Source organism: Streptomyces sp. NPDC111744 (assembly GCF_055634995.1).
Window position 1 is genome coordinate 1 of record NZ_JBVKCG010000013.1, and the last position, 25,337, is coordinate 25,337.

Genomic DNA, 25,337 nt, shown 5'->3' on the forward strand with positions numbered 1-25,337 from the left:
CTCGACTCCGAGAAGTACCAGCTCAAACCCCGCGACTGGGCCCGCGCCGAGACGGAGGGCATCGCACCCCTCGTCACCCGCCTCAACACCGTCCGACGCCGTCACCCCGCGCTCCAGCAGCTGCGAAACCTGCGCTTCCACCACACGGACAACGACTCCGTCATCGCGTACAGCAAGCGCGCCGGGGAGGACACCGTCCTGGTGGTCGTCAACCTTGATCCGCACCACACCCAGGAGGCCACGGTCTCGTTGGACATGCCGCAACTCGGCCTGGACTGGAACTCCGCCCTGTCCGTGCGGGACGAACTGACGGGTGAGACCTACTCATGGGGCAGGACCAACTATGTGCGCCTCACACCCGGCCAGGCACCGGCGCATGTGCTCCGGGTAGGGCGACCAATACCAGCGAACGGAGGGCCCAGCGCGTCATGACTGTCAACGACCCCGTCCCGGACACCTTCGAGGACACTCCCGCAAAGGACCGGGACCCGGACTGGTTCAAACGCGCCGTCTTCTACGAGGTCCTCGTCCGTTCCTTCCAGGACAGCGACGGCGACGGCATCGGCGACCTGAAGGGCCTGACCGCCAAGCTCGACTATCTGCAGTGGCTCGGTGTCGACTGCCTGTGGCTGCCTCCGTTCTTCAAGTCGCCGCTGCGGGACGGCGGTTACGACGTCTCCGACTACACCGCCGTACTCCCCGAATTCGGTGACCTCGCCGACTTCGTGGAATTCGTGGACGCGGCCCACCAGCGCGGTATGCGGGTGATCATCGACTTCGTCGTCAACCACACCAGCGACCAGCACCCTTGGTTCCAGGAGTCCCGGACGAACCCCGAGGGGCCGTACGGCAATTACTACATGTGGGCGGACGACGACAAGCAGTACCAGGACGCGCGGATCATCTTCGTCGACACCGAGGTCTCCAACTGGACCTTCGATCCCGTGCGTGGCCAGTACTACTTCCATCGTTTCTTCTCGCACCAGCCGGACCTCAACTACGAGAACCCGGCGGTTCAGGAGGAGGTCCTGGCCGCGCTCCGGTTCTGGTTGGACCTGGGCATCGACGGCTTCCGCCTGGACGCGGTGCCGTATCTGTACGCGGAAGAGGGCACCAACTGCGAGAACCTGCCGCCCACCCATGAGTTCCTGAGGCGGGTCCGGCGCGAGATCGACGCGATGTATCCGGACACCGTGCTGCTGGCGGAGGCGAACCAGTGGCCCGAGGACGTCGTCGACTACTTCGGCGACTACGAAAAGGGCGGCGACGAATGCCACATGGCGTTCCACTTCCCCGTGATGCCGCGGATCTTCATGGCGGTGCGCCGGGAGTCCCGTCACCCCGTCTCGGAGATCCTCGCCAAGACGCCGGCCATTCCGTCCGGCTGCCAGTGGGGCATCTTCCTGCGCAACCACGACGAGCTGACCCTCGAAATGGTCACCGACGAGGAACGCGACTACATGTGGGCCGAATACGCGAAGGACCCGCGGATGCGCGCCAACATCGGCATCCGCAGGCGGCTGGCCCCCCTTCTCGACAACGACCGCAACCAGATCGAGCTGTTCACCGCCCTGCTGCTCTCGCTCCCCGGCTCGCCGATCCTCTACTACGGTGACGAGATCGGCATGGGCGACAACATCTGGCTCGGCGACCGCGACGCCGTCCGCACCCCCATGCAGTGGACACCCGACCGCAACGCCGGCTTCTCGACCTGCGACCCGGGCCGCCTGTATCTGCCGACCATCATGGACCCGGTCTACGGCTACCAGGTCACCAACGTCGAGGCGTCGATGTCCTCGCCGTCCTCGCTGCTCCACTGGACGCGCCGGATGATCGAGATCCGCAAGCAGAACCCCGCGTTCGGACTCGGCACGTTCGCGGAGTTGCAGTCGTCGAACCCGGCGGTGATCGCGTTCCTGCGGGAGCACGAGGACGACCTGGTCCTGTGTGTGCACAACTTCTCCCGGTTCGCCCAGCCCACCGAACTGGACCTGCGGCGTTTCAACGGCCGCCATCCGGTCGAGCTGATCGGCGGGGTGCGCTTCCCCGCCATCGGTGAACTGCCTTATCTGCTCACCCTCGCGGGGCACGGCTTCTACTGGTTCCGGCTCTCCCGAGTCGCCTCCCGCATCGGCCGTCGGCGCTGAGCGTGCGGAGCCGAGGAAAGGACGCGTCACCATGACGAAGACCGTTGACCTACCCCGGAGCACGGCGACCGGCCTCGACCGGCCGCTGGCCTCACTCGGCGGACTGCTGCGCGACTGGCTGCCCCGGCAGCGCTGGTTCGCCGGCAAGGACCGGCCCGTCACGGATCTGTCCGTACTGTCCCTGACCGAGCTCTTCCCCGGCTGTCTGCATCTGCTCGTTCACGCCGACCATTCCCCCGGCGGGGACGGCGCCCCTTCCGGTGACTGCTACCAGCTTCTGCTCGGCGTACGCGAACACCGCACGCCCCGGCTGGAGCGGGCGTACATCGGCCGGGCCGAGGAGGGCCCGCTGGCCGGGCTCGCGGTCTACGACGCCCTGCACGACCCGCGCGCCGCCGAACTGCTCCTGGAACGGCTGCGGATACCCGGCACCGTAGGCCCGCTGCGTTTCGAGACCGCCCCGCGGACCCGGATACCCGGCGGACTCGCGCCCCGGCTGCTGGCCGCCGAGCAGTCCAACTCCTCGCTGGTGTACGGCGACTCCTACATCCTGAAGGTGTTCCGGCGGATCCAGCCGGGCATCAACCCGGACCTGGAGGTGCCCGGAGCGCTGGCCGCGCAGGGCTGTGCGCGGGTGCCCGCGCCGGTGGCCTGGTTCCGCACCACCGAGCCGAGCCCGGCGACCCTCGGGGTGCTGCAGCCCTTCCTGCCGGACGCGGCCGACGGCTGGACCCTCGCCCTGCGCGCGCTCGCCTCCGGCGACGACTTCGCCACCGAGGCGCACGAGCTGGGCCGGGCCACCGCGGATGTGCATCTCGCGCTCGCCGCCGCCTTCCCGTCCGCCGTCCACGACGAGCACGGCCGTACGGCGGAGGCCATGTCGGCGCGGCTGGAGGCGGCCGCGCACGCGGTCCCGGCGCTGCGGCCTTTCGTGCCGGGGCTGCGGGGCGCCTTCGATGCCCTGGCCACCTGTGACGCGGGGCCGCACGCACAGCGCATCCACGGCGATCTGCATCTCGGGCAGGTGCTGCGGGCGGACCGCGAGTGGTTCGTCATCGACTTCGAGGGTGAGCCGTCCCGGCCGCTCGCCGAGCGGCGCAGCACCCAGTCGCCGGTGCGCGACGTGGCCGGCATGCTGCGGTCCTTCGACTACGCGGCCCGGCAGCGCCGTCCCTGGCGTCCGGAGTGGGCCCGCCGTTGCCGGGAGGCCTACTGCGCGGGTTACGCTTCCCGGGCCGGCTGGGACCCGCGGAAGAAGCACGCGCTGCTGCGCGCCCATGAGACGGACCGCGCGGTGTACGAGCTGGTGTACGAAGCCCGGCACCGGCCGGCCTGGCTTCCGGTTCCGATGGCCGCGATCGAGCGGCTCGCCCGCTGGGGAGGCTGACCTCATGGCACTGCGCGACTCTTCGCTTCCCGAACCCTCCGGCCCCTCCCGGTCCACGGCCCCGCCGCTGGATCCCGAGGACCGCGGGCGTCTGCTCGCGGGCACCCATCACGATCCGCACGCCCTGCTCGGCGCCCACCCGGTGGACGGCGGCACCCTCTTCCGCGCGCTGCGCCCGCACGCCCGGGCCGTGAGCGTGCTCGTCGACGGGGTGCGCAGCCCCCTGGCGTCGGAGGGCGACGGCTTCTTCGCGGCCGTACTCCCGTACGCCGAGGTCCCGTCGTACACGCTGCTGGTCGAATACGAGGACGGGGAGGACGGCGGGCACGAGGTGCACGACCCGTACCGCTTCCTGCCCGCGCTCGGTGAGTTCGACCTGCATCTGATCCGTGAGGGGCGGCACGAGCAGCTGTGGAAGGCACTTGGCGCCGAGCCGATGACCCACGAGGGGGTGGCCGGGACCCGGTTCACGGTGTGGGCACCGAACGCGCAAGGCGTGCGGGTGGCCGGGGACTTCACCTGCTGGGACGGCACCCAGTTCCCGATGCGTTCGCTGGGCGCGGCCGGGGTGTGGGAGCTGTTCCTGCCGGGCGTCGGCGAAGGTGCCCGCTACAAGTTCGAAATCACCTCCCGGTACGGCGACCGGTTCCTCAAGGCCGACCCGATGGCCCGCCGTACCGAGGTGCCGCCCGCGACCGCGTCGATCGTGGCGGTCTCCCGCCACGAGTGGAGTGACGCGGAGTGGATGGCGCACCGGGGCGACACACCGGTGCACGAGGCCCCGTTCTCGGTGTACGAGGTGCATCTGCCGTCCTGGCGGCCGGGGTCGACCTACCGGCAGCTGGCCGAGGAACTCCCGGCGTACGTCAACGACCTGGGCTTCACCCATGTCGAGTTCATGCCGGTCGCCGAGCACCCTTTCGGCGGCTCCTGGGGCTACCAGGTCACCGGCTTCTACGCGCCGACGGCCCGGCTCGGCACCCCCGACGACTTCAAGTACCTGGTCGACGCCCTGCACCGGGCCGGGATCGGCGTGATCATGGACTGGGTGCCGGCCCACTTCCCCAAGGACGACTGGGCGCTGGCCCGCTTCGACGGGGACCCGCTGTACGAGCCCGGGGACGAACGGCGGGCCGAGCATCCGGACTGGGGGACCTACGAGTTCGACCTGGGCCGGGTGGAGGTGCGCAACTTCCTGGTCGCCAACGCCGTGTACTGGTGCGAGGAGTTCCACATCGACGGGCTGCGGGTGGACGCGGTCGCCTCGATGCTCTACCTGGACTACTCGCGGGACTCCGGGCAGTGGACGCCGAACGTGTTCGGCGGACGTGAGGACCTGGACGCGGTGGCGTTCCTGCAGGAGATGAACGCGACCGTGTACCGGCGTGCGCCGGGCGTGGTGACCATCGCCGAGGAGTCCACCGCGTGGGACGGGGTGACCCGGCCGACCGACAGCGGCGGGCTGGGCTTCGGGCTGAAGTGGAACATGGGCTGGATGCACGACTCGCTGGAGTACATCCAGCACGAGCCGGTCCACCGCAAGTACCACCACCACGAGATGACCTTCTCGATGGTGTACGCGTACAGCGAGAACTACGTGCTGCCCATCTCCCACGACGAGGTCGTCCACGGGAAGCAGGCCCTGGTCTCGAAGATGCCCGGCGACTGGTGGCAGCAACGCGCCAATCACCGCGCCTATCTGGGCTTCATGTGGGCCCATCCCGGCAAACAGCTGCTCTTCATGGGGCAGGAGTTCGCCCAGGGCGGCGAGTGGTCGGAGGCCCACGGCCCCGACTGGTGGCTGCTCGACCCGGAGTACGGCGCCGAGGCCGATCACCGGGGTGTCCGGGATCTGGTCCGCGATCTCAATTCCGTGTACCGCACACACCCCGCCCTGTGGCAGCGCGACACCGATCCGGCGGGTTTCCAGTGGGTCGTGGGGGACGCGGCCGAGGACAACGTCTTCGCCTTCCTGAGGTTCGACGCCGAGGCCCGGCCGCTGCTGGCGGTGTCCAACCTCTCCCCCGTGGTCCGTCCCGACTACCGGCTGAGCGTGCCCCGGGGCGCCGCAGTCTGGCGCGAGATCCTCAACACCGACAGCGCGCGATACGGCGGCGGCGACGTCGTCAGCCGGGGGCCGCTGCTGGCCGACGAGGGTGCTGTACGGCTGACACTGCCGCCGCTCGGCACGGTGTGGCTGGAGCCTGTCGCCCCGTAGCCCGTCGAGGACGCCGTCACGTGTCCGCATGGGCGGGCCGGGGCAGTTCGGGATGAAAGACCCCGCCGCGCCCGGTCGCGGCCCGGCCGGAGGGTGGTCCTCGGTGCTACGTACCGTGGGAGTGGAGGAAGAACTTCTGCTGGTCCACCCGGACAGCGGGGAGCCGATGCCCCAGTCGGCCGCCGTCCTCGACCGTGCCGCGCTGGACGATCCCGGGCAGGCCGTGTTCCAGAAGGAACTGTTCGGGCAGATGCTGGAGCTGGCCACCAGTCCGCAGCGGCACATGGCGGACCTCGGCGCCGAGATCGCGCGCTGCCGCAAGGAGGCGGCCCGGCTCGCCGGCGAGATCGGCTGCGCGGTGGCGGCGCTCGCCACCTGCCCGCTGCCGGTGACGCCCGCGCTCAGCGCGCACGAGCGGTACCGGTGGATGGCCGGGCGGTTCGGCAGCGCCACGCTGGACCAGTTCGTGTGCGGCTGCCATGTGCATGTGTCGGTGGAGTCCGACGAGGAGGGCGTCGCCATCCTCGACCGGCTGCGGCCGTGGCTTCCGGTGCTGCGTGCGCTGAGCGCCAACTCGCCGTTCTGGCAGGGCCGGGACTCCGGCTACGCCAGTTTCCGCAGCCGGCTGTGGGCGCGCGGCCCGTCGGCGGGGCCGACCGAGCTGTTCGGCTCGGCCGAGGGGTACCGGCGGCAGGTCGAGGACATGGTGGCCAGCGGGGTCATCCTCGACACCGGGATGGTGTACTTCGACGCCCGGCTGTCCGTGCACTACCCGACGGTGGAGATCCGGGTGGCCGACGTGTGCCTGCGGGCGGACACCAGCGTCCTCGTCGCCACCCTGGCCCGGGCCCTGGTGGAGACGGCCGCCCGCGACTGGCGGGCCGGCCGGCCGCCGCTCGACCACAGTGTGAGCATGCTCCGGCTGGCCTCCTGGCAGGCCGCCCGCTCCGGTCTGGACCACGAGCTGCTCGATCCTGTGACCATGCGGCCCCGGCCGGCCGTCGAGGTGGTGCGCGCCCTGCTGGCGCACACCGCGGAGGCGCTCACCGAGAGCGGTGACGCCGGCGGCGTCGAGGAGGCCGTCGCACAGGTGCTGCGCAGGGGCACCGGAGCCCGCGAGCAGCGCTCCCTACTGGAGCGCACGGGCAGCCTGCGGGATGTCGTCGTCGAGTGTGTGCGCCGCACTCAGGGCTGAGCTCTTGTCATCAGGCGGAAACTAGTTGACCGTTCCCGACACGGGCCGCGCTCCCCTGAGCTAGATTCGACCCGCGTCAGCAACAGTACCGATCGGTGGGGTCACCCTCCGTGCATCCAGGAGCAGCGCATGCGCGACTACGCCCTCGCTCCGACGACCGCTTCGACCCTGACCGGCGGGCTCGCCGACAGCATCTTCGAGACGGCTGACCGGAACCCGACCCTGCCCGTGCTGGCGCGCCGGCCCGAGGCCGCCGCCACGGGCTGGGAGGAGGTCACCGCGGTCGAACTCCGCGACGAAGTGGTCGACTTGGCCAAGGGTCTGATCGCCTCGGGCATCTCACCCGGACACCGGGTGGCCGTGATGGCGCGGACGCGCTACGAGTGGACGGTGTTCTGCCTCGCGCTGTGGTCGGTGGGTGCGGAGGTGGTGCCGATCCACCCGACATCCGCCCGGGACCAGGTCGAGTGGATACTGCGGGACGCCCGCTGTGTGGCCGTGGTGGTCGAGGACGAGCAGGCGGTGATGACCGTCGGCACGGTGTGCCAGGGTCTGCCCGGGCTCAAGCACGTGTGGCAGCTGGACGCGGGGGCGCTGCCCGAGCTGGTGCAGCAGGGCGTGTTCGTCCCGCTGACCACGGTGGAGTCGCTGCGCCGGATCGTGATGCCGGACTCCACGGCGGCGATCACCTACACCTCCGGTACCTCGGGCCGTCCGCTGGGCTGCGCGCTCAGCCACCGCGGTCTGGCGTACCCGTGCGACACCCTGCTCGCGGGCTGGGGGCACACCGCCGCCCGTCCGGGCGAACAGGCCTCCGTACTCGCCTACTTGCCGTTCTCGCACGTGTACGGCCTGATGGTGATGGTGCTGTGTCTGCGCGGCGGGGTCCTGATGGGTCACGAGCCGGAGATGTCGGAGATGGCGCTGGCGACGGCGCTGCGCAGCTTCCGGCCGACCTATCTGTACGCCGTCCCGTCGGTCCTGGAGAAGCTCTACAAGACGTTTCTGCGCACCGCCCAGCAGCACGGCCGGGGCGCCCTGTTCGAGCGCGCAGTGGACACCGCGCGGGACTTCGCCACCGCCCAGGAACGGCAGCGGCTGGGCACCGGGGCGGGCCCGGGGTTCGACCTGCGGCTCCAGCACGCCCTGTACGAGCGGACGGTTTACCGCAAGTTGCGGTCCGTGCTCGGCGGACGGGTGCTGCGGGCCACCTCCGGCGGCTCCTCGCTCAGCCGTGAACTCACCCTGTTCTACGAGGGCATCGGCATTCTCGTGCACGACGGCTACGGGCTCACCGAGTCCAGCGGCGGGATCACCATGCAGCCGCTGGGCCGCGAGAAGTCCGGCACGGTCGGCCAGGCCCTGCCGGGCACCCAGATCCAGGTCGCCGACGACGGCGAGATCCTGGTGCGCGGGCCGTCCGTGTTCCAGGGGTACGTCGGTGACGACTACGCGACCCGGGCCGCGCTGCGCGGCGGCTGGCTGGCCACCGGGGACATCGGACGGCTCGACTCCGAGGGCTATCTGACCATCACGGGCCGCAAGAAGGACATCATCATCACCAGCAGCGGCAAGAGCGTGGCCCCGGCCCCGCTGGAGCAGCGGCTGCGGATGCATCCGCTCGTGCACCAGGCGGTGGTCGTCGGCGACGACCGGCCCTGTGTGGGCGCGCTGATCACCCTGGACCCGGACTTCCTGGCCCACTGGCGTGGCGCCCTGCCGCTGCCGGGCGACTCGCCCGGGCGGGAGGCCCGCGAGGAGAACGCACTGCGCGAGGAGATCGCCCGGGCCATCGCGTCCGCCAACAGTGCGGTGTCCCGCTCCGAGTCGATCCGGGTCTACCGGGTGCTCCAGGAACCGTTCGCCCCGGGCAACGGTATGCTCACGCCGTCGATGAAGCTGCGTCGGGACGCCATAGCGCGCCACTACGCCGCCGAGATCGACGCCATGTACCAGGCCCGCTCGCGGGCCGTACGCCGGCCGGGCACGCCGGAACCGGCCGACTGGGACGACTCGGACGACGTCTTCCGCTGAGCAGGTGAGCGAGGCACGCGTATCCGGTGCGGCAGTGGGAACTCGCCGCGAGGGGAGAGATCGGACAGATGACGGCCCTGATCCCCCAGGGCCGGGAGAGACGTGATGGCGACCGGGCCACGGCGCGACCCCAGAAACTCCACGGAGGAGACCCAGGACCGGGCGGTCTCCTTCCCCGGCGAGCTGCGCAATGTCACGGGTGCCCGGCTGGCCGCGGACGGGTATCTCGCAGATCTCGCCCGCACCTCGCCGCCCACCGCCCCCGAGTACTGGGACGACATCCTGCTGGTGGTGACGGAGCTGGCCGCCAACGTCGTCCAGTACGCGCCGGGGCCGTTCGAGCTGCGGATGCGGCGCACGTATGACGGTGTGCACATCACGATGCACGACACAAGCCAGGTCAAGCCCGAGCCGCGCCCCTTCCATCCGCGTCACGGCGGGGGCGGTGTGGGCTGGCACCTGCTGCACACCCTGTGCGACCAGGTCAGCGTGGTCGTCACCGACACCGGCAAGGACATCCACGCCTTCCTGCCCTGGTGAGCGGTGGGTTCCCGGCCCGGGTGAGGGTGGGCGCGGTCACTCGGGTCGGTGTGCGACCACTCCGAACATCGTCACCGACATGTGCAGCGCCCCCTGCTCGGCGGCCTCGGTGAGGTCGGCGTACAGGGTGTCCCGCTGCTCCTCGGTGAGGGCGCCGGTGCGCACGGCGGACTCGCCGAGCATCCGGATCAGCGGCCAGGCGACCGTGCGATGGTCCTGGAGCAGGGCCTGGGAGCCGCGGTCGTCGACCACGAACCCGGCCGCGCTGAGCTGGCCGACCAGGCGGCGCCCGGAGTAGGGGTTGGCACCGTTGAGGGCGGCCGCGATCAACGTGCGCACCACCCCCGGGTCGCCGGGGTGCAGAAGAGTGGTCCCCCAGTCGGTGTCCAGCAACGCCACCCGGCCGCCGGGACGCAGCACCCGGGCCATCTCGGCGACGGCCCGGTCGGGGTCGGGGAGGTGCTGGAGCACCCGCTCGCACCACACGAGGTCCATCGAGCCGTCGGGCACGGGCAGCGCGGCCGCCTCGCCGTGGACGAAGCGGGCCCGGCTGCCGACGGAGCGCTCCTCGGCGACCGCACGCAGACTCGGGTTGGGCTCGACGCCGATCGCGACGCCGTCCGGGCCCACGGCGGCGGCCAGCGTCCGGGTCTGCGAGCCGGTTCCGGAGCCGACGTCGAGGAGTCGCTCGCCGGCCCGTACCGCCAGCGCCTCCTCGGCCCAGGCGCGCAACCGCTGTACGCCCGGATTGGCGTCCTGGGAGTCCAGGGCGCCTACCAGCGGGGCCACGCGGTCGGGGTCGATGTGCCGCTTCTGGAAGCCCGTTCCGGGCTGGGTCTGAGCCATGGCGGGCACTCTACTGGCGTACGTGATCGCCATGGACGGCCTCGCACCTGACAGAAGTTCGGCGCATAACTGTGCGGCTGCCGGTTACTCCTCTCGATCGGAGGGCATGCTGGAGCCCACGCGTTCGTCTGCCTGCGCCGCCCGGCTGGCGGAACGGCGTCGGGCACGGTGGGATCGAAGTGGTGCGAAGCAAGCGTTCCAGGGCAGGCGAAGGGCGTGACCCCGGCCCTTGGAGCAGCGGAAAGGTATGGACACCGTGACACGACCCAGGATCCTGGTGGTGGGCGCCGGCTTCGCCGGAGTGGGGTGCGTCCAGCGCCTGGAGCGCAAACTCGCCCCCGACGAGGCCGACATCACCCTGGTGGCGCCCTTCGCCTACCAGCTCTATCTGCCCCTGCTCCCACAGGTCGCCTCGGGCGTGCTGACTCCACAGTCGATCGCCGTCTCGCTGCGCCGCAGCAAGAAGTACCGCACCCGGATCATCCCCGGCGGTGCGATCGGCGTGGACCTGAAGTCCAAGGTGTGCGTCGTCCGCACCATCACCGACAAACTCGTGAACGAGCGGTACGACTACATCGTGCTGGCCCCGGGCAGCGTCACCCGCACCTTCGACATCCCCGGTCTGACCGAGCACGCCTTCGGCATGAAGACCCTGGCCGAGGCCGCCTACATCCGCGACCACGTCATCTCCCAGCTCGACCTGGCCGACGCCAGCGACGACCCGGTCGAGCGAGCCGCGCGGCTGCAGTTCGTGGTGGTCGGCGGCGGGTACGCGGGCACCGAGACCGCGGCCTGTCTGCAGCGGCTCACGCACGCGGCGCTGCAGCGCTACCCGAACCTGGACCCGAAACTGATCAAGTGGCATCTGATCGACATCGCCCCGAAGCTGATGCCGGAGCTGGGCGACAAACTCGGCCGCAGCGCCCAGGAGATCCTGGGCCGCCGTGGCATCGAGGTCTCCCTCGGGGTGTCGATCGAGAAGGCGGGCCCCGAGGAGGTCACCTTCACCGACGGCCGGGTGGTGCCCACCCACACCCTCATCTGGACGGCCGGTGTGGTCGCCAGCCCGCTGATCGCCACCCTCGGCGCGGAGACGGTCCGGGGCCGGCTCGCGGTCAGCGCCGAGATGACCCTGCCTGGCCACGACGGGGTGTTCGCGCTCGGCGACGCGGCCGCCGTACCGGACAAGGCGAAGGACGAGGAGGGCGCGGTCTGCCCGCCCACCGCGCAGCACGCCATGCGGCAGGGCAAGGTGGTCGCCGACAACGTCATCGCGGCCCTGCGCAACGAGCCGCTCCACCCGTATGTCCACAAGGACCTGGGGCTCGTGGTGGACCTCGGCGGCAAGGACGCGGTCTCCAAGCCGCTGGGCATCGAACTGCGCGGACTCCCCGCCCAGGCGGTGGCCCGCGGCTATCACTGGTCGGCGCTGCGCACCAACGTGGCCAAGACCCGGGTGGCGACCAACTGGCTGCTGAACGCGGTGGCAGGCGACGACTTCGTCCGTACCGGCTTCCAGGCCCGCAAGGCCGCCCGGCTCAAGGACTTCGAGTACACAGACGTGTATCTGACGCCGGAGCAGGTCCGGGCCCGCGTCGAGGGCCCCGGCGAAGTCACGGCCTGACACAGAGCGCGGCGGAGTGAGAGCGGCGGGGCGGTCGGTGTGGGCGGAGGCGCGGGGACGGCTCGCGGCGGCCGACCCCGGGCTGCTCCGCTTCACCGTCGGCCTGCGGACCGTCACGTCCATCGCGCTGACACTCGCCGTCCTGGCGGCCCTGCGGTTCGACGTGTCCCATCTGGTGGCGGGGGCCATCACTGCGATGGTCGCCACGTTCGCGATCCGCGAGAAGGGGCGGTCGCAGCAGGCCGTCACGCTGGCCCTGGGCCTGCCGGTGGCGCTGGCCTCGATGTCCCTGGGCGCGCTCCTCAACCAGCAGGTCGTGGTCGGTGACCTGTTCTTCGTGGCGCTCATCTTCTGCGCGGTCTACAGCCGCCGCTTCGGCGACCGGGGTACGGCGCTGGGGCTGATCGGCTTCCAGATCTACTTCGCCTCGCTGTTCGTGCACGCGACCGTGCCTGTGCTGCCGACTCTGTACGCCGTGATCGCGGTGGCGTTCGGCTGCGCCGCCCTGGCGCGCTTCGTGCTCGTACGGCAGACACCTGCGGGCATCCTCGGCCGGCTGCGGCGGGCCTTCCGGGTGCGGTTCGCCCAACTGGTCTCAGCCCAGGAGGAGTTGCTCGACGCCGGGCCGGACGAGCTGGACAAGGCGGTGGAGGAGGTCCGGGTCAGGACCGCCCGGCTGCACGAGACGGCGCTGCTGATCCAGGGGCGGCTCACGGACGGCACCTCCGACGAGGCGACGGCCCGGCTGGTGCAGCGCCGGATCGCGGACGCCGAGATCGCCGCCGAGCGGCTCGGGCTGCTGCTGCTCACCGCGCGCAGCGAGCAGCGGGCGGACACGCTCACCATGCATCTGCCGGGTGCCACGCTGCCCTCGGCCGCCCGGTCGCCGGTACGGGACGAGGCGATCGAGCGGCTGCACCTGGATCTGGAGGCGCTGCGGCTGCTGGTGCTGCGGCCGGTCGGCCCGGAGGAGGGGACGGCGGTGGCCCAGGTGCGCAACCGGCTGCTCGGCTACCGCGAGGAGGAGAACCTGCCGCCCGCCTCCCCCGCCGTCCAGGACGTCTTCAGGGGGATCGGCGAGGCCGCGCGGGCGGTGCTGGGACTGCGGATGGCGCTGGACGAGCCGCAGGACGAGTCGGACGACACCCCGGCCACCTCCCGGTCCCGCGAGGAACTGCACGCCGAGGACGCGGCCATCGGGGGCGCCGAGGAGGCGGAACCGGAGTCCGAGGAGCCGGCCGGGCTGCGCCGGCCCACCACGCGGGCGGCGGTGCAGGTGGCCGTCGGCTCGTCGCTGGCCATCGTGGGCGGCGAGTTCCTGTCCGCCCAGCGCTGGTACTGGGCGGTGCTGACGTGCTGGATCGTGTTCATCAACACCGCGTCCACCGGCGAGATCCTGGTGAAGAGCTACCGGCGACTGGTCGGTACGGTCCTCGGTGTGGTGGCCGGTATCGGGCTGGCGGGGCTGGTCGGGCACCACACCTGGACGGCGTTCGGTCTGGTGCTGCTGTTCGTCTTCGCGATGTTCTATTCGGCGCCGCTGTCGTACACCCTGATGTCGTTCTTCGTGACGGCGATGCTGGGCCTGCTGTACACGCTGCTCAACACCTACAGTCTGGACGTCCTGGTGCTGCGGGTGGAGGAGACGGCGCTCGGTGCGGTGTGCGGTGTGATCGCGGCCGCGGTGGTGCTGCCGGTAAACACCGACCGCCGTACCGACGAACTGCTCGTCAAGACGCTGGACCGGCTGGCCGACGTCACCCGGGCCGCTGTCGACCAGCTGAGCGGGGCGCCGCCGGTCGACCTGGTGGAGAAGGCCCGTGACCTGGACCAGGCGCTGGCCGACCTGCGGGCGGCGGTGCAGCCGCTGACGCACCCGATCACGCCGCTGCGCTCCCGCCGGGACAGTGCGCGCTATGTGGTGGCACTCCTCGAGACGTGCGCCTATCACGCGCGGTCCCTCGCGGCCACGGCCGAGCTGCTGCCCACCCATCCGGCGATCGCGGCGGACCCCCGGCTGCGCGCGGCGGGGCAGCGGATCGTACACAACATCGAGGCGCTCGCCGCCCACGTCGACACCCGGCGGCCCTCCGCCGAGATCGAGACCGGCCCCAGCATCGCGTCGATGCTGGAGCCGGGCACCCTGCGCGCTCCGCGCTACGACCGGGTGACCGACCGCGTGCTGCGGCATCTGCAACGCCTCGACGAGGTGGTGACGGGCCTGGCCCGGCCACTGAACGTACCGGTCAGGCCGCGCACCGCCTGACGCGGTGTCACTGGCCGAGGGCCTCGGCCCGGACGCGGGCGCAGCTGCGGCTGATCAGTCGGGATACGTGCATCTGGGAGATGCCGAGGCGGTCGGCGATCCGGCTCTGTGTCATGTCCTCGAAGAAGCGCATGTAGAGGATGGCCCGCTCGCGCTCGGGCAGCCGGCGCAGCCCCTCCTTGGCGGCCTCCCGGTCGATGACGGTGTCGAAGGAGCCGTCGGAGTCCCCGAGGGTGTCGGCGAGGCTGTAGCCGTCCTCGCCGGCGGAGAGTTCGGCGTCCAGGGACAGGGTGCTGAAGCTCTCCAGGGCCTCCAGACCGGCGGAGACCTCGTCCTCGGTCAGGCCGGTGTGGGCGGCCAGGTCGGCGACGGTGGGCTCGGCTGAGCCGGGGTTCTGGGTGAGTTCGCGGCGGGCCACCCGTACCCGGTTGCGCAGTTCCTGCACCCGGCGGGGCACGCGCAGCGCCCACATCCGGTCCCGGAAGTGCCGCTTGACCTCGCCGGTGATGGTGGGCACCGCGTAGCTCTCGAAGGCGCCGCGGGAGGGGTCGTAGCGGTCGACGGCCTTGACCAGGCCGAGCGCGGCGACCTGGCGCAGGTCCTCGACGGACTCACCGCGGTCACGGAAACGGCCGGCGATGCGGTGGGCCATGGGCAGCCAGGCGGCCACCAGTTCGTCGCGCATGGCATCCCGCTCGGGGCCGTCACCGAGAGCGGCGAGACGGGCGAAGAGAGAGGCCGTATCGGGGGCGTCGTCGTGCGAACGCCGGGACGGGGCGTGCGTGGCGTGGTCGGGCGTGCTGGGGCGGCCGTTGGTCAAGTCGGTGAGCATGCGGAATCGCTCCTGAACTGTGGGTTCCAGGGCCTCACCGGAACGTGGTTCCGGGACTCGACCCGAACTGCATTGTCAGAGTCGCCGCGGGAGCATCGCCCGGACCGCTTTGCGGGCCCGGGGGCGACATGACTGCTCCCACTGGCGCGCGCCTCCGGTCCGAAGCACGACAGTCCGCCTGCCCCTTCGCTCCCGGCGCAAACACCGCAGTGCGAAGTTCGGTTCGCCGCCTCAGGCCAGGGACACGACCGCGGTGATCCGCTTGCCCCCGCGGGGCAGTCCGGCGACCTCGACATCCCGGGCCAGCCGGCAGACGATCGGCCAGCCCCGGCCGCCGGGCCGGCCGCGGTCGCGCCCGTCCGGGGCCTGCTCGGCCACCGGCAGTGAGTCGCTTCGGTCGCAGACCGACACGCGCACCGTGCATCCGTCGACATCCACGTCGAAGCCGGTGATCCCGTCGCCGTGCAGGATCGCGTTGGTGGTCAGTTCCGAGGTGACGAGCAGAGCGTCCTCCAAGGCCTCGGCGGCGCACGGCACGGACTGCCGGGCGACGGCGCCACGGACCGCTCTGCGGGCGTCGGCCGGCTGTAGCGACAGCCGGCGGAAGTCGGGTTGTGCCCCTACTGACTCGGTCCGGTGCTTCTCGCGCATCCCTTCGCTCCCTGAGGTCGACTCGCTCCCTGAGTGGTGAACCGGTTGGTCTGACTGGCCCGTCCGCGCGGGTCTCTCCTTGTTCGGCTCACCTGTCGGGGCGCTGCCAAACACATCCGGGGGCGGCAAGGGCTCCCCTAAGTGAAACGGGTCACGTACCCTGTTCCCAGGTACCCGAAAGGGCCCTCGATGGTTTAGCGTTCATCCATAAGTGGTCGAGGAGTCGACATCAGGTCCTCCCGCACCACCGCTTGACGGCCCTGGCTGGCCTCCCCCGTCCAGCCAGGGCTTTTTTATGCCCGGACGGCTCCCGGGCGGCGATTCTCATGTCCTTCGAGGTGCCCGGCGTGTCGGCAGCGGCTGAAATGGGGCATAGGCAAAGCCCCCGTACCCTCGCCGGCGAGGAGCCCAGCGCCATGACCAAAGCCATCAAACTGCTGACCGCCCTCCCGCAGGCGCAGCGTGAGCGCCTCATGGAACTGGCTCAGGAGGTCTCCTTCCCGGAGGACGCCCGCATCTTCGAGGCCGGCGGCACCGCGGACCGCTTCTGGGTGATCCGCTCGGGAGCGGTCAACCTGGACCAGGAGGTGACCTCCCACAAACGGGTCACCGTCGCCAGCCTGGGCGCCGGCGACCTCCTCGGCTGGTCATGGCTGTTCCCGCCGTACACCTGGGACTTCGGGGCAGTGGCGTTCAGCCAGGTGCGGGCCTACGAGTACGACGCCTCGGCCGTGCTCGCGCTGTGCGTGGAGGATCCGCTGCTGGGGCTCTCGCTGGTGCGGACCGTCGCCGAGATCCTCGCCAGTCGGCTGGAGGTCACCCGGGGCAAGCTGCTGGACGCGTACGTGGGGCGGCGGCCCGCGTAGGGGTGGGGCTGATCGGTGCGCCCAAGTCCGTTCGCGGCGGGCGGCCGGGCGCGCTCCTCCCGCCCGGTCTCAAGGAACGGTCAGATGCGGTAGCGGCGCAGGGCGGGCACGGCGGCGGTCAGGGTCAGCATCACGGCCACGACCAGCAGCCCGCCGCCCGTGACGGCCGCGCGCGGCCCGAACACCGACCCCGTGGTGCCATGCAGGACGTCGGCCAGCCGCGGACCGCCCGCGACCACCACCGTGAACACACCCTGCATCCGGCCGCGCATCTCGTCGGTCGCGGCGGACAGCAGGATCGCGCCCCGGAAGACCATCGAGACCATGTCGGCGACCCCGGCCGCGGCGAGGAAGGCGACCGCCACCCAGAGGTTTCGGCTGAGCCCGAACCCGGCGACGGCGGCTCCCCAGGCGACGACCGCGCCGATCACCATCCAGCCGTGCCGGCGCGCCCGTGAGAACGTGCCGGAGAAGAGCCCGCCGAGCACCGCGCCGACGGGGATCGCCGCGAACAGCAGGCCCAGCGCCAGCCCTTCGCCGTAGGAGCCGTAGGTCTGGGCGGCCAGCTGCGGGAACAGGGCGCGGGGCATGCCGAACACCATCGCGATGATGTCGGCCAGGAACGACAGCAGCAGCACCTTGTGCATGGAGATGTAGCGGAACCCCTCCACGATCTCCCGCACCCCGGCCCGGCGGGCCGTCGCACGCGCCAGCAGCGGCAGCGTCGGCAGCCGGTAGACCGCCCACACCGTCACGCACAGCGCCAGCGCGTCGATCAGATACAGCTCCGGCAGGCCGATGACCGGAATCAGGGCACCGGCCAGCAGCGGGCCGATCACCTGCCCGGTCTGCATGACCGTCGACCCGAGGGCGTTGGCCGCGGGCAGCTGCCCCTCGGGGACGAGCCGGGCTATGGAGGCGGTACGGGCGGGGGCGTTGAGCCCCCAGAACGCCTGCTGCATGGCGAGCAGGACCATCAGCGCGGCCACGGATTCGAGGCCGGTGACGGCCTGGAGCCAGAACAGCAGCGAGGTGACGGCGATACCGCAGTTGGTGATCAGCAGCAGTTTGCGGCGGTCCATGGCGTCGGCGACCGCGCCGCCCCACAGCGCGAACACGATGAGCGGCAGCAGTCCGGCGAGGCTCGCGGCGCCGACCCAGGCCGAGGAGCCGGTGATGTCGTAGATCTGCTTGGGCACGGCCACCGCGGTGAGCTGGCTGCCGACCGACGTGACGATCGTGGAGGTCCACAGCCGTCGGTAGGCCGGGATGGCCAGCGGGCGGGTGTCCATCGCCCAGCGGCGCCAGCCTCGCCGGGGCGGGGGCGCCGTGGTGTCTTCGGGGGGCTGTATGCCGGACTGGGTGCCGCTCTCGCTGGTGTCCACGGAATTCCTGGTGTCCTGGTCCTCTTGGTGCTCGCTACATCTTTCGAGTGCAGGCTCACTATCCCAGCAACTTCTGTGCCTGGCCGGACCGGTTGTCTCAGGATGCGGCCCCACCAGTGTCCGGGGGCGTCAGGAGCCCGCCGCGAGCATCAGGCCGAGCCCGATCATGGTCAGGGCCACCAGCCCGTCCAGCACCAGCCAGGCGCCCGGCTTGGCGAGGTACCGGCCGAGCAGCCGGGCGCCGAAGCCGAGCGCCGCGAACCAGCACAGGCTGGCCAGCGCGGCACCGAGACCGAAGGTCCAGCGCAGGTCGCCCCGGTCGGCGGCGAGGGAGCCGAGCAGGAACACCGTGTCCAGGTAGACATGCGGGTTCAGCCAGGTCATGGCGAGGCAGGTGAGCACCGCGCGCCGCCGGGAACCGGCCGCCGCGCCCTCGGCGCGCAGGCCACCGGTGCCGGGCCGCAGGACCCGGCGGCCCGCCAGCACGCCGTAGCAGAGCAGGAAGGCACCGCCGACCAGACCGACCGCCCGCACCGCGCCCGGCCAGGCCGCCACCAGCGCGCCCACCCCGGCGACGCCGAGGGAGATGAGGACCGCGTCGGAGAGGGCGCAGATGCCGACGACCGCGAGGACCGCGTCCCGGCGCACGCCCTGGCGCAGGACGAAGGCGTTCTGGGCGCCGATGGCGACGATGAGCGAGAGGCCGCTGCCGAAACCTGCGGCAGCGGCGGCGAAGGGGCTGGACATGCCCTCGACGGTAAGGAAGCGAGCTCTGGACGTACAGCTAAAGATTTTCACGTACCCTTAGCGCAGCTGTAGATGGGAGTGGAACGGTGGAACTTCCCCTCGACCAGGTGCGGACGCTGCTGGCGGTGGTGGACGAGGGCACGTTCGACGCGGCGGCCGCGGCCCTGCGTGTGACGCCGTCGGCGGTCAGCCAGCGGGTGAAGGCGCTGGAACAGCGCACGGGCCGGGTGCTGCTCCAGCGCACCAAGCCGGTGCGGCCGACGGAGTCGGGCGAGGTGCTGGTGAGGTTCGCCCGGCAGCTGGCCCGGCTGGAACGCGACGCGCGCGGCGAGCTGGGCATGAGCGGTGCCGGGGAGCCGACCCGGGTGTCGGTCGCGGTCAACGCGGACTCGCTGGCGACATGGTTCCTCGGAGCGCTGACCGGTCTCCCGCGCGTCTTCGTCGAACTGCGGCGCGAGGACGAGGATCACACGGCCGCGCTGCTGCGGGAGGGGCTGGTGATGGCGGCGGTGACCTCGTCGCCGGACGCGGTGCCGGGCTGCTCGGTGCGGGCGTTGGGACGGATGCGGTACCTGCCGGTGGCCGCGCCGGAGTTCGCGGCGGCGTATCTCACCGGGCCGCTGCCGGATGCGCTCGCCGAGGCGCCGGTGATGGTGTTCGACCGGCGGGACGATTTCCAGGACGGGTTCCTACGGCGCCTGGGACGCTCCGGCGCGAGTGCTTTGCGGCATCACATGCCGACGTCCGAGGGGTTCGTGGACGCCGTGACGGCTGGGCTGGGGTGGGGCATGGTGCCGGAGGTGCAGGCGGAACCGCGGTTGCGGGAGGGGAGATTGGTGCGGCTCGGCGGGCGGGAGTTGCGGGTCGACGTGCCGTTGTACTGGCAGCAGTGGAAGCTGGATTCGCCGGCTTTGGGGGCGGTGGCGGAAGCGGTGGCGAATACGGCGGGGGACGCGCTGCGCCAGCCGTAGCGGGTCAGCTCGTTTACCGCGCGGGTGGGTCGTGGCGGGCAGGCGGGCGTATGTCGAGTTCCACTTGGCCTCGTCCGCCCGCTGGGAGTCCTGGGGCAGGGCCAGGGATGCGGCGTCCAGGGCCGTGAAGGCCAGGGTCCGGTAACCAGTGGTCCATGGCGGAGTACGGTTGTCAGGCCGTGGTGTGGCAGACGGCCCTCAGCCCTGTCGTCGCCCTCGAACTCCTGGCCACCGGCGCGTGGTCGGGCTCGGGCGTCTTCGGCCCGGAGGCGTTCCCGGCTCGCCCGTTCCTCGACCTCCTGACCGAGTCCGGCTCGCCCTGGGGCCTGCGCGAGCAGTGACCGTCCGCGATCTCCTGGCGACTTGGCCGTTTCGGCCGCGCCCGCTCCGGTGACCCGAACCGGAGTACGCACACGAAACGGCAGAACCGACTTGGATCGCAGGTGACTTCGATGGACGACTGGCGAGACCACGCCGAATGCCGCGACGAGGACCCCGACCTCTTCTTCCCGGTCGGTACCACCGGCCCGTCGCTGCACCAGACACGGCGCGCGAAGGCCGTCTGTGAGCGCTGCCCGGTCCAGGAGCCGTGCCTGCGCTGGGCAATGGAGACCGCGCAGGCCGTCGGCATCTGGGGCGGTACGACCGAGGCGGAGCGCCGGCTGCTGACCCGGCGCCGGCAGAAGGCCGCGCGCCGGCTCAGCTGACGTCGGCCGGCGCCTCGGCGGCCGGCAGTCGCAGGGTGAACTCGGCGCCCTTGCCCGCTTCGCTCGCGGCCCCGACGGTCCCGTCGTGGGCGGCGACCAGGTGGCGCACGATCGGGAGGCCGAGCCCACTGCCCCCGGTGCGGCGGCTGCGGGACTTCTCCGCGCGCCAGAACCGTTCGAAGACGTGCGGCAGATCGTCGGGGGCGATGCCCTTGCCGGTGTCGGTGACGGTGAGCACGACCTCGGCGCCGTCCCGGCGGGCGGCCAGGGTCACCGTTCCGTCGGCGGGGGTGTGCCGGATGGCGTTGGAGACCAGGTTGCCCAGCGCCTGCCGCATCCGCACCGGGTCGGCGTCGAGCCAGGCGGTGGCGTCCGCGTCGGTCAGCAGGGTGACCCCGGCCGCGTCGGCGGCCACCCGGTGGGCGGCGGAGACCTGGTCGAACAGGTCGGCGGCGCGGACCGGTTCGCGGTGCATGCGCAGGGTGCCGGCGTCGGCGGCCGCGAGGTCCTGGAGGTCGTCGATGATCCGCTGGAGGAGCAGCGCCTCCTCGTGCAGCGAGGCCAGGAGAGCCGGGTCGGGGTCGACCACGCCGTCCCGGGTGACCTCCAGCCAGCCCCGGATGTTGGTGAGCGGGCTGCGCAGTTCATGGGCGATGTCACTGACCATGGCCTTGCGCTGTTCCTCAAGGCGCTCCCGCCGCTCGGTGAGGTCGTTGAACGCCTCGGCCAGCAGCCCGATCTCGTCGCGGGTCCGCACCGGCGCCCGGGCGTGCAGTTCGGGCGGCTGCTGGGCGGCGGCCGTGAGCGCGCGCAGCGGCCGTACCAGGCGGGTGGCGACCACCGCGGTGACGGCGACCGTGACGGCGAGGACCAGGCCGGCCACGCCGACGATCCTGGCCTTGTTGGCCGGGGACATGTCGAAGCGGGGTGCGGTCTTGTCGCCGAAACCGAGGAAGAGTTCCGCGGCCGGGGCGACATACGGTTCGAGCTGGGTGCGCCGGGCGTTGGTGACGCAGTTCTTCGCCGTCTGGTCCATCTCCCGCTTGACGTCCTTCCCGGTGATGAGGAAGCCGCCGGAGACCGGGTTGCGTCCGGTGGTGTCATAGGTGAGGGAGAGCGGGCCGCCGAGATCCATGTCATTGGCCTTGAGACAGGGACGGGCCAGTTCCGTCAGCGCGGTGAGGGCCTTGGTCTCGGTGGGGGTCGGGAAGTCGAGCGCGTCGCTCGTCCCGCTGGTCGGCGTGCCGAAGACGTTGCCGCACCCGGCCTTGAGGTACAGGACGGCGTCCGTCCCGTCGTCGACGACGACATAGGGTCGCCCGCCCGGGGTGTGCTGGACGGTGGTCCGGGCGCCGACTCGGTCGAAGCACCCCTGCTCGTTCGTCGCGACCGCGTCCAGCTTCTCGCGCTCGATCGCGGCCAGCCGGAACGGACCCACCGCGCGCGGGTCGATGCCGCTGAGCTGGGCGCCGAACTCGGTGTAGGTGTCGGTGTGCAGGGGGTCCACGGCGGCCGCGGGCCGCGGTGGCAGCGAGGTGTCGTGGGGCGCCGAGTCGGCGATCAGGGTGCGGTCCGCGGTGGTCAGGGCGATCCTGCGGCCGGTCTTCGCGGCCAGCGCGCGGACCGTGCGCTGCACCCCGGTCCAGTCGGGATGGTCGGCGGCGTACCCGCTGAGCTGAGTGAGGATCTTGTTGTCGGCCGCGAGGTCCTGCCCCTGCGCCTCCTCCAGCGCGCTGGTGGTGGTTGTCACCGCGAGCCAGGCGGTGGCCGCCACCGAGCACACGGCGATCAGCACCGAAGCGAACAGCAGCCGTACGAGCAGCCGTTCGCGCCACGGTATCCGGGCCTTCACGGACGGCCGCCGCTCAGCTTGTAGCCGACGCCGAAGACGGTCAGCAGCCGCACCGGCCGACGGGGATCGGCCTCGATCTTCCGGCGCAGGTTCATCACATGGACGTCGACGGCCCGTTCGGTGGAGGCCCGGTCGAAACCGCGGGTGCACTGCAGCAGCTGCCGCCGGGTGAACACGCGGTGGGGCTCCCCGGCCATGGCGAGCAGGATCTGGAACTCGGCCGGGGTCACCTCCACCGGCACCCCGTCGCAGCGCACCTCGTGCCGCACGGGATCGACGCTGATCCCGGCGGCGGTCACGGCAGGCTCCTCCCGTTCCGCGGCAGCCCGCCCGCTCCGCCGCAGGACCGTCCGGATCCGGGCCATCAACTCTCGTGGACTGTACGGCTTGGTCATGTAGTCGTCGGCGCCCAGCTCCAGGCCGAGCAGCACGTCGTCCTCCTCGGACCGGGCCGTGAGCATCAGCACCGGGATCTCCGGGTCGCCGCCGCGCAGCACCCGGCACACGCCGAAGCCGTCGATCACCGGCAGCATCAGGTCCAGGACCACCAGGTCGGGTCCGAGCCTGCGCGCCGCGTCCAGCGCGGCGGCCCCGTCGTGGACCACGGTCGCGGTATGGCCCTCGGCCAGCAGGGAGCGCCGGATCAGCTCGGCCTGCATCTCGTCGTCCTCGGCGACCAGCACATGTGCGCACACAGGTTCGGATCCTAAGCGGAGTTCCGGGGCCTACTGGGCGAGCCAGTCGGCGTACCCCATGACGACGACCGGATGCCGGTCCGGGTCCAGGGTGCGCAGCAGCTCCTTCATATGCACCTTGGCGACACTGACACAGGCGTGGGTCGGACCGCCGTGGTCGACATGCAGCCAGACCCCGCCGCCCCGCTTGGCGCCCATGGGGCGGGTCCAGTCGAGGGGCGAAGTGCCCGGCTCGTGGTTGTAGTTGATGGCGACGACGTAGTCGAAGGAGCCCTCCAGCGGCTCTCCCTCGAATCCGGTGCCGGGCGAGTGGAAGCCGTACGACTGGTGGTACGGCAGCTTGCTCCCGGGTCGGCGAGCAGCCCCCCGGCGTCGGTCAGCCCGTAGACGCCGAGGGGCGAACGCAGGTCTCCGGCCACGTGGTGCTCGCTCCAGCCGTCCCTGCCGTTGTGTGCGGGCCAACTGGCGCCTGCCTGCCAGACGTTGTCGTCGCGCTCGTAGAGGACGACGGCGGAGACGGGCGAGTCCTGCCCCGTCCGCCGGCGACGACGACCTGCTCCGCCCGCTCGGGTATCGCGGCCGTGGTGCGCGGCCCCAGCCCCGGTATGCCAGGCGGCTGCGGGGTGCTGCTCTCCGGTGTGGGGGCATCCGTCGTCCGCGCCGGCCGGGCGTCGTCCGACCGGCTCGGCGCGGCCTCGGCGCCACCACCGCAACCGGAGAGCAGAAGGGGGGAGGCGAGGAGGGCGACAGCTGTTCTACGGTGGATCATGAAACCGACTCTGGCCGACGAATGTGAGAAACCCGTCAGCTTTTGACCGCTACGGCTTGCCCGTCTCGAACAACCACGTCCGGAACAACGAACCGAGGTCCCTCCCCGACTCCCCCTCAGCCAGCTTCACAAACTCCGCAGTCGTCCCGTGCCCGTACCGGTGCTCACTCGCCCAGGCCCGCAGGATCCGGAAGAACACCGGATCCCCCACGGCCTTCCGCAGCTCGTGCAACGCCATCGCACCCCGCGCGTACACCGGCGTGCCGAAGATGTTCGCCCCCTTCCCCGGGTCGCCGGGCGGGTACGCCCACAACTCGTCGCTCGCCGGCTTGGCGTACAGCGCGTCGAAGGCCTTCTGCGCGCTGTCGCCGCCGTGTTGCTCGCTGTAGAGCCACTCGGTGTACGTCGCGAAGCCCTCGTTGAGCCAGATGTCCTTCCAGGCGGTGAGGGAGACGGAGTCACCGAACCACTGGTGGGCGCTCTCGTGCACCAGCGTGCTGAGGTCGGGCGCGGAGTCGTAGATCGGCCGGCTCTGTGTCTCCAGGGCGTAGCCGACGTTCGGCGCGTGGTCGACGATCGCCCCGGCCGCACGGAAGGGGTACGGCCCGAACAGCCTGCTCTCCCACTCCAGGACCGACGGCAGCTTCTTCAGCACGGCCGCGGAGCCGCGGGCCTCGTGCGGGTCGACCGCGTTGTACACCTTGATCCCGTCCCGGGTGGTGTACTGCTCGACCTTGAACGTGCCGACCGTGGCGGTGGCCAGGTACGCGGCCATCGGCTCGCTCTGCCGCCAGCGGAAGGTGGTGCGGCCGCCGGCGGTGTGCTGCCCGAGGAGGACTCCGTTGCTGACGGCGGTGCGGCCCTTGGGGACGGTGATCGTGAAGTCGTACGACGACTTGTCCTTGGGGTGGCTGTTCGCCGGGAACCAGGTCATCGCGCCCTGCGGCTCGCCGGCGACGAACGCGCCGTCGTCGGTGCGGATCCAGCCGTCGGCCGAACCGTCGGGGTCGGTGACCTGCTTGGGGGTGCCGTTGTAGGTGACGGCGACCCGGAACTCCCGGCCCTTCGCGAGTGCGTGCGCCGGCGTGACGACGAGTTCCTGCCCGCTGCGGCTGAAGCGGGCGGTCCGGCCGTCGACCGTCACCCGGGTGACCTTCAGGCCCTTGAGGTCGAGGTCGAAGCGGGTGAGCTTCTGGGTGGCGCGGGCGGTGAGGACGGCCCTGCCGTCGAGATGGCCGGAGGAGGTGTCGTAACGGAGCGTCAGGTCGTAGTGGCCGACGTGGTAGCCGCCGTTGCCACTGAGCGGGAAGTAGGGGTCGCCCGCGCCCGCGGCGCCGATCGTGCTCGCCGAGGCCGGTCCGGCGGCGGCGAGCAGGGCCGCCACGGCGACCGGGACGGTGCCGAGGACGGCCTCGCGGCGGAGGACTGCGATACGTCTGCTTGCGCCCTGCACATGGGCTCCTTCGGGGGATGGCCGGTGATCAATGGCCCACAGACTAGGCGCGCGGGCGTCCGCGATTCTGCCTCATTCTGGTCAAGCTGCGCCGCGTCGGCAGCCGGTGGTGCGGGGCCGCCGCATACGCTCGCGGCACCGACATCACCACC

General features: G+C 71.4%; 20 protein-coding genes and 3 pseudogenes. 13 read left to right on the forward strand and 10 right to left on the reverse strand.

Annotated elements, in window-relative coordinates:
* The 7 genes from ACZ7OO_RS26400 to ACZ7OO_RS26430 all read left to right on the forward strand — a co-directional run.
* Window positions 1-432: alpha-glucosidase C-terminal domain-containing protein (locus tag ACZ7OO_RS26400; protein ID WP_471508289.1), on the forward strand; the 432-nt coding region annotated here is incomplete at its 5' end.
* Window positions 429-2,147, forward strand: coding sequence for a maltose alpha-D-glucosyltransferase (gene treS / locus ACZ7OO_RS26405; RefSeq protein WP_471508291.1), 1,719 nt, complete (start codon window positions 429-431; stop codon window positions 2,145-2,147). The genes ACZ7OO_RS26400 and treS, both read left to right, overlap by 4 nt.
* Window positions 2,148-2,178: 31 nt before the next feature.
* A complete protein-coding gene (locus ACZ7OO_RS26410; RefSeq protein ID WP_471508293.1) occupies window positions 2,179-3,534 on the forward strand; it encodes a maltokinase N-terminal cap-like domain-containing protein in 1,356 nt (451 codons plus the stop codon).
* Between the two features lie 4 nt (window positions 3,535-3,538).
* Entirely contained in the window at window positions 3,539-5,752 is a 2,214-nt protein-coding gene (glgB, locus tag ACZ7OO_RS26415) for a 1,4-alpha-glucan branching enzyme (protein ID WP_471508295.1), read from the forward strand.
* Between the two features lie 52 nt (window positions 5,753-5,804).
* Window positions 5,805-6,947, forward strand: a complete 1,143-nt coding sequence (locus tag ACZ7OO_RS26420; protein WP_471508297.1) for a glutamate--cysteine ligase 2 — start codon at window positions 5,805-5,807, stop codon at window positions 6,945-6,947.
* Window positions 6,948-7,076: 129 nt separating this feature from the next.
* Complete coding sequence (locus tag ACZ7OO_RS26425; RefSeq protein ID WP_471508298.1) at window positions 7,077-8,981, forward strand: AMP-dependent synthetase/ligase; 1,905 nt, start codon at window positions 7,077-7,079, stop codon at window positions 8,979-8,981.
* A 105-nt stretch (window positions 8,982-9,086) separates the two neighbouring features.
* Window positions 9,087-9,521 carry an ATP-binding protein gene (locus ACZ7OO_RS26430; protein ID WP_471508300.1) on the forward strand — a complete coding sequence of 145 codons (435 nt, stop codon included), beginning with the start codon at window positions 9,087-9,089 and terminating at the stop codon, window positions 9,519-9,521.
* A gap of 36 nt (window positions 9,522-9,557) precedes the next feature.
* On the opposite strand, the gene ACZ7OO_RS26435 is transcribed toward ACZ7OO_RS26430, so the two are convergent.
* Complete coding sequence (locus tag ACZ7OO_RS26435) at window positions 9,558-10,367, reverse strand: methyltransferase domain-containing protein (protein WP_471508301.1); 810 nt, start codon at window positions 10,365-10,367, stop codon at window positions 9,558-9,560.
* 247 nt (window positions 10,368-10,614) lie between these two features.
* Here ACZ7OO_RS26435 and ACZ7OO_RS26440 point away from each other — a divergent pair, with 247 nt between their 5' ends.
* Both ACZ7OO_RS26440 and ACZ7OO_RS26445 read left to right on the forward strand, forming a co-directional pair.
* Complete coding sequence (locus tag ACZ7OO_RS26440) at window positions 10,615-11,991, forward strand: NAD(P)/FAD-dependent oxidoreductase (RefSeq protein ID WP_471508303.1); 1,377 nt, start codon at window positions 10,615-10,617, stop codon at window positions 11,989-11,991.
* A 16-nt stretch (window positions 11,992-12,007) separates the two neighbouring features.
* Window positions 12,008-14,257 (forward strand): FUSC family protein, encoded by a 2,250-nt coding sequence (locus ACZ7OO_RS26445; RefSeq protein WP_471508305.1) that lies wholly within the window; start codon window positions 12,008-12,010, stop codon window positions 14,255-14,257.
* A gap of 7 nt (window positions 14,258-14,264) precedes the next feature.
* On the opposite strand, the gene ACZ7OO_RS26450 is transcribed toward ACZ7OO_RS26445, so the two are convergent.
* A complete protein-coding gene (locus ACZ7OO_RS26450) occupies window positions 14,265-15,089 on the reverse strand; it encodes a SigB/SigF/SigG family RNA polymerase sigma factor (RefSeq protein WP_471508307.1) in 825 nt (274 codons plus the stop codon).
* A gap of 231 nt (window positions 15,090-15,320) precedes the next feature.
* Window positions 15,321-15,740, reverse strand: coding sequence for an ATP-binding protein (locus ACZ7OO_RS26455; protein ID WP_471508309.1), 420 nt, complete (start codon window positions 15,738-15,740; stop codon window positions 15,321-15,323).
* 416 nt (window positions 15,741-16,156) lie between these two features.
* On the opposite strand from ACZ7OO_RS26455, the gene ACZ7OO_RS26460 reads away from it, so the two are divergent.
* Complete coding sequence (locus ACZ7OO_RS26460; protein WP_352226438.1) at window positions 16,157-16,606, forward strand: cyclic nucleotide-binding domain-containing protein; 450 nt, start codon at window positions 16,157-16,159, stop codon at window positions 16,604-16,606.
* A gap of 80 nt (window positions 16,607-16,686) precedes the next feature.
* On the opposite strand, the gene ACZ7OO_RS26465 is transcribed toward ACZ7OO_RS26460, so the two are convergent.
* Entirely contained in the window at window positions 16,687-17,991 is a 1,305-nt protein-coding gene (locus ACZ7OO_RS26465; RefSeq protein WP_471508311.1) for an MFS transporter, read from the reverse strand.
* Between the two features lie 129 nt (window positions 17,992-18,120).
* Window positions 18,121-18,738: a LysE/ArgO family amino acid transporter gene (locus ACZ7OO_RS26470; protein WP_471508313.1), complete on the reverse strand. Its 618-nt coding sequence runs from the start codon at window positions 18,736-18,738 to the stop codon at window positions 18,121-18,123.
* 86 nt (window positions 18,739-18,824) lie between these two features.
* Between ACZ7OO_RS26470 and ACZ7OO_RS26475 the strand changes: the two genes are divergently transcribed.
* The gene (locus ACZ7OO_RS26475) at window positions 18,825-19,709 is read left to right on the forward strand and encodes a LysR family transcriptional regulator ArgP (protein WP_471508315.1); all 885 of its coding nucleotides are present in this window, start codon (window positions 18,825-18,827) and stop codon (window positions 19,707-19,709) included.
* Here the strand turns inward: ACZ7OO_RS26475 and ACZ7OO_RS26480 are convergent.
* Window positions 19,689-19,850: pseudogene (locus ACZ7OO_RS26480) on the reverse strand (TetR/AcrR family transcriptional regulator); the annotation flags it as partial. The gene ACZ7OO_RS26475 and the pseudogene ACZ7OO_RS26480 overlap by 21 nt on opposite strands.
* 2 nt (window positions 19,851-19,852) lie before the next feature.
* Between ACZ7OO_RS26480 and ACZ7OO_RS26485 the strand changes: the two are divergent.
* Both ACZ7OO_RS26485 and ACZ7OO_RS26490 read left to right on the forward strand, forming a co-directional pair.
* Window positions 19,853-20,050, forward strand: a pseudogene (locus ACZ7OO_RS26485) (ATP-binding protein); the annotation flags it as partial.
* A gap of 111 nt (window positions 20,051-20,161) precedes the next feature.
* Window positions 20,162-20,416, forward strand: a complete 255-nt coding sequence (locus ACZ7OO_RS26490; protein ID WP_471508317.1) for a WhiB family transcriptional regulator — start codon at window positions 20,162-20,164, stop codon at window positions 20,414-20,416.
* Here the strand turns inward: ACZ7OO_RS26490 and ACZ7OO_RS26495 are convergent.
* The 4 genes and pseudogenes from ACZ7OO_RS26495 to ACZ7OO_RS26510 form a co-directional block, all read right to left on the reverse strand.
* Window positions 20,409-22,268, reverse strand: a complete 1,860-nt coding sequence (locus tag ACZ7OO_RS26495) for a HAMP domain-containing sensor histidine kinase (protein ID WP_471508319.1) — start codon at window positions 22,266-22,268, stop codon at window positions 20,409-20,411. The genes ACZ7OO_RS26490 and ACZ7OO_RS26495 overlap by 8 nt on opposite strands.
* Entirely contained in the window at window positions 22,265-22,963 is a 699-nt protein-coding gene (locus ACZ7OO_RS26500) for a response regulator transcription factor (RefSeq protein WP_471508321.1), read from the reverse strand. Before ACZ7OO_RS26500 ends, ACZ7OO_RS26495 begins: the two co-directional genes overlap by 4 nt.
* Before the next feature lie 30 nt (window positions 22,964-22,993).
* Window positions 22,994-23,732 (reverse strand): annotated as a pseudogene (locus tag ACZ7OO_RS26505) (hypothetical protein).
* 49 nt (window positions 23,733-23,781) lie between these two features.
* Window positions 23,782-25,185, reverse strand: coding sequence for a M1 family metallopeptidase (locus ACZ7OO_RS26510; protein WP_471508323.1), 1,404 nt, complete (start codon window positions 25,183-25,185; stop codon window positions 23,782-23,784).
* Window positions 25,186-25,337 lie beyond the last annotated feature (152 nt).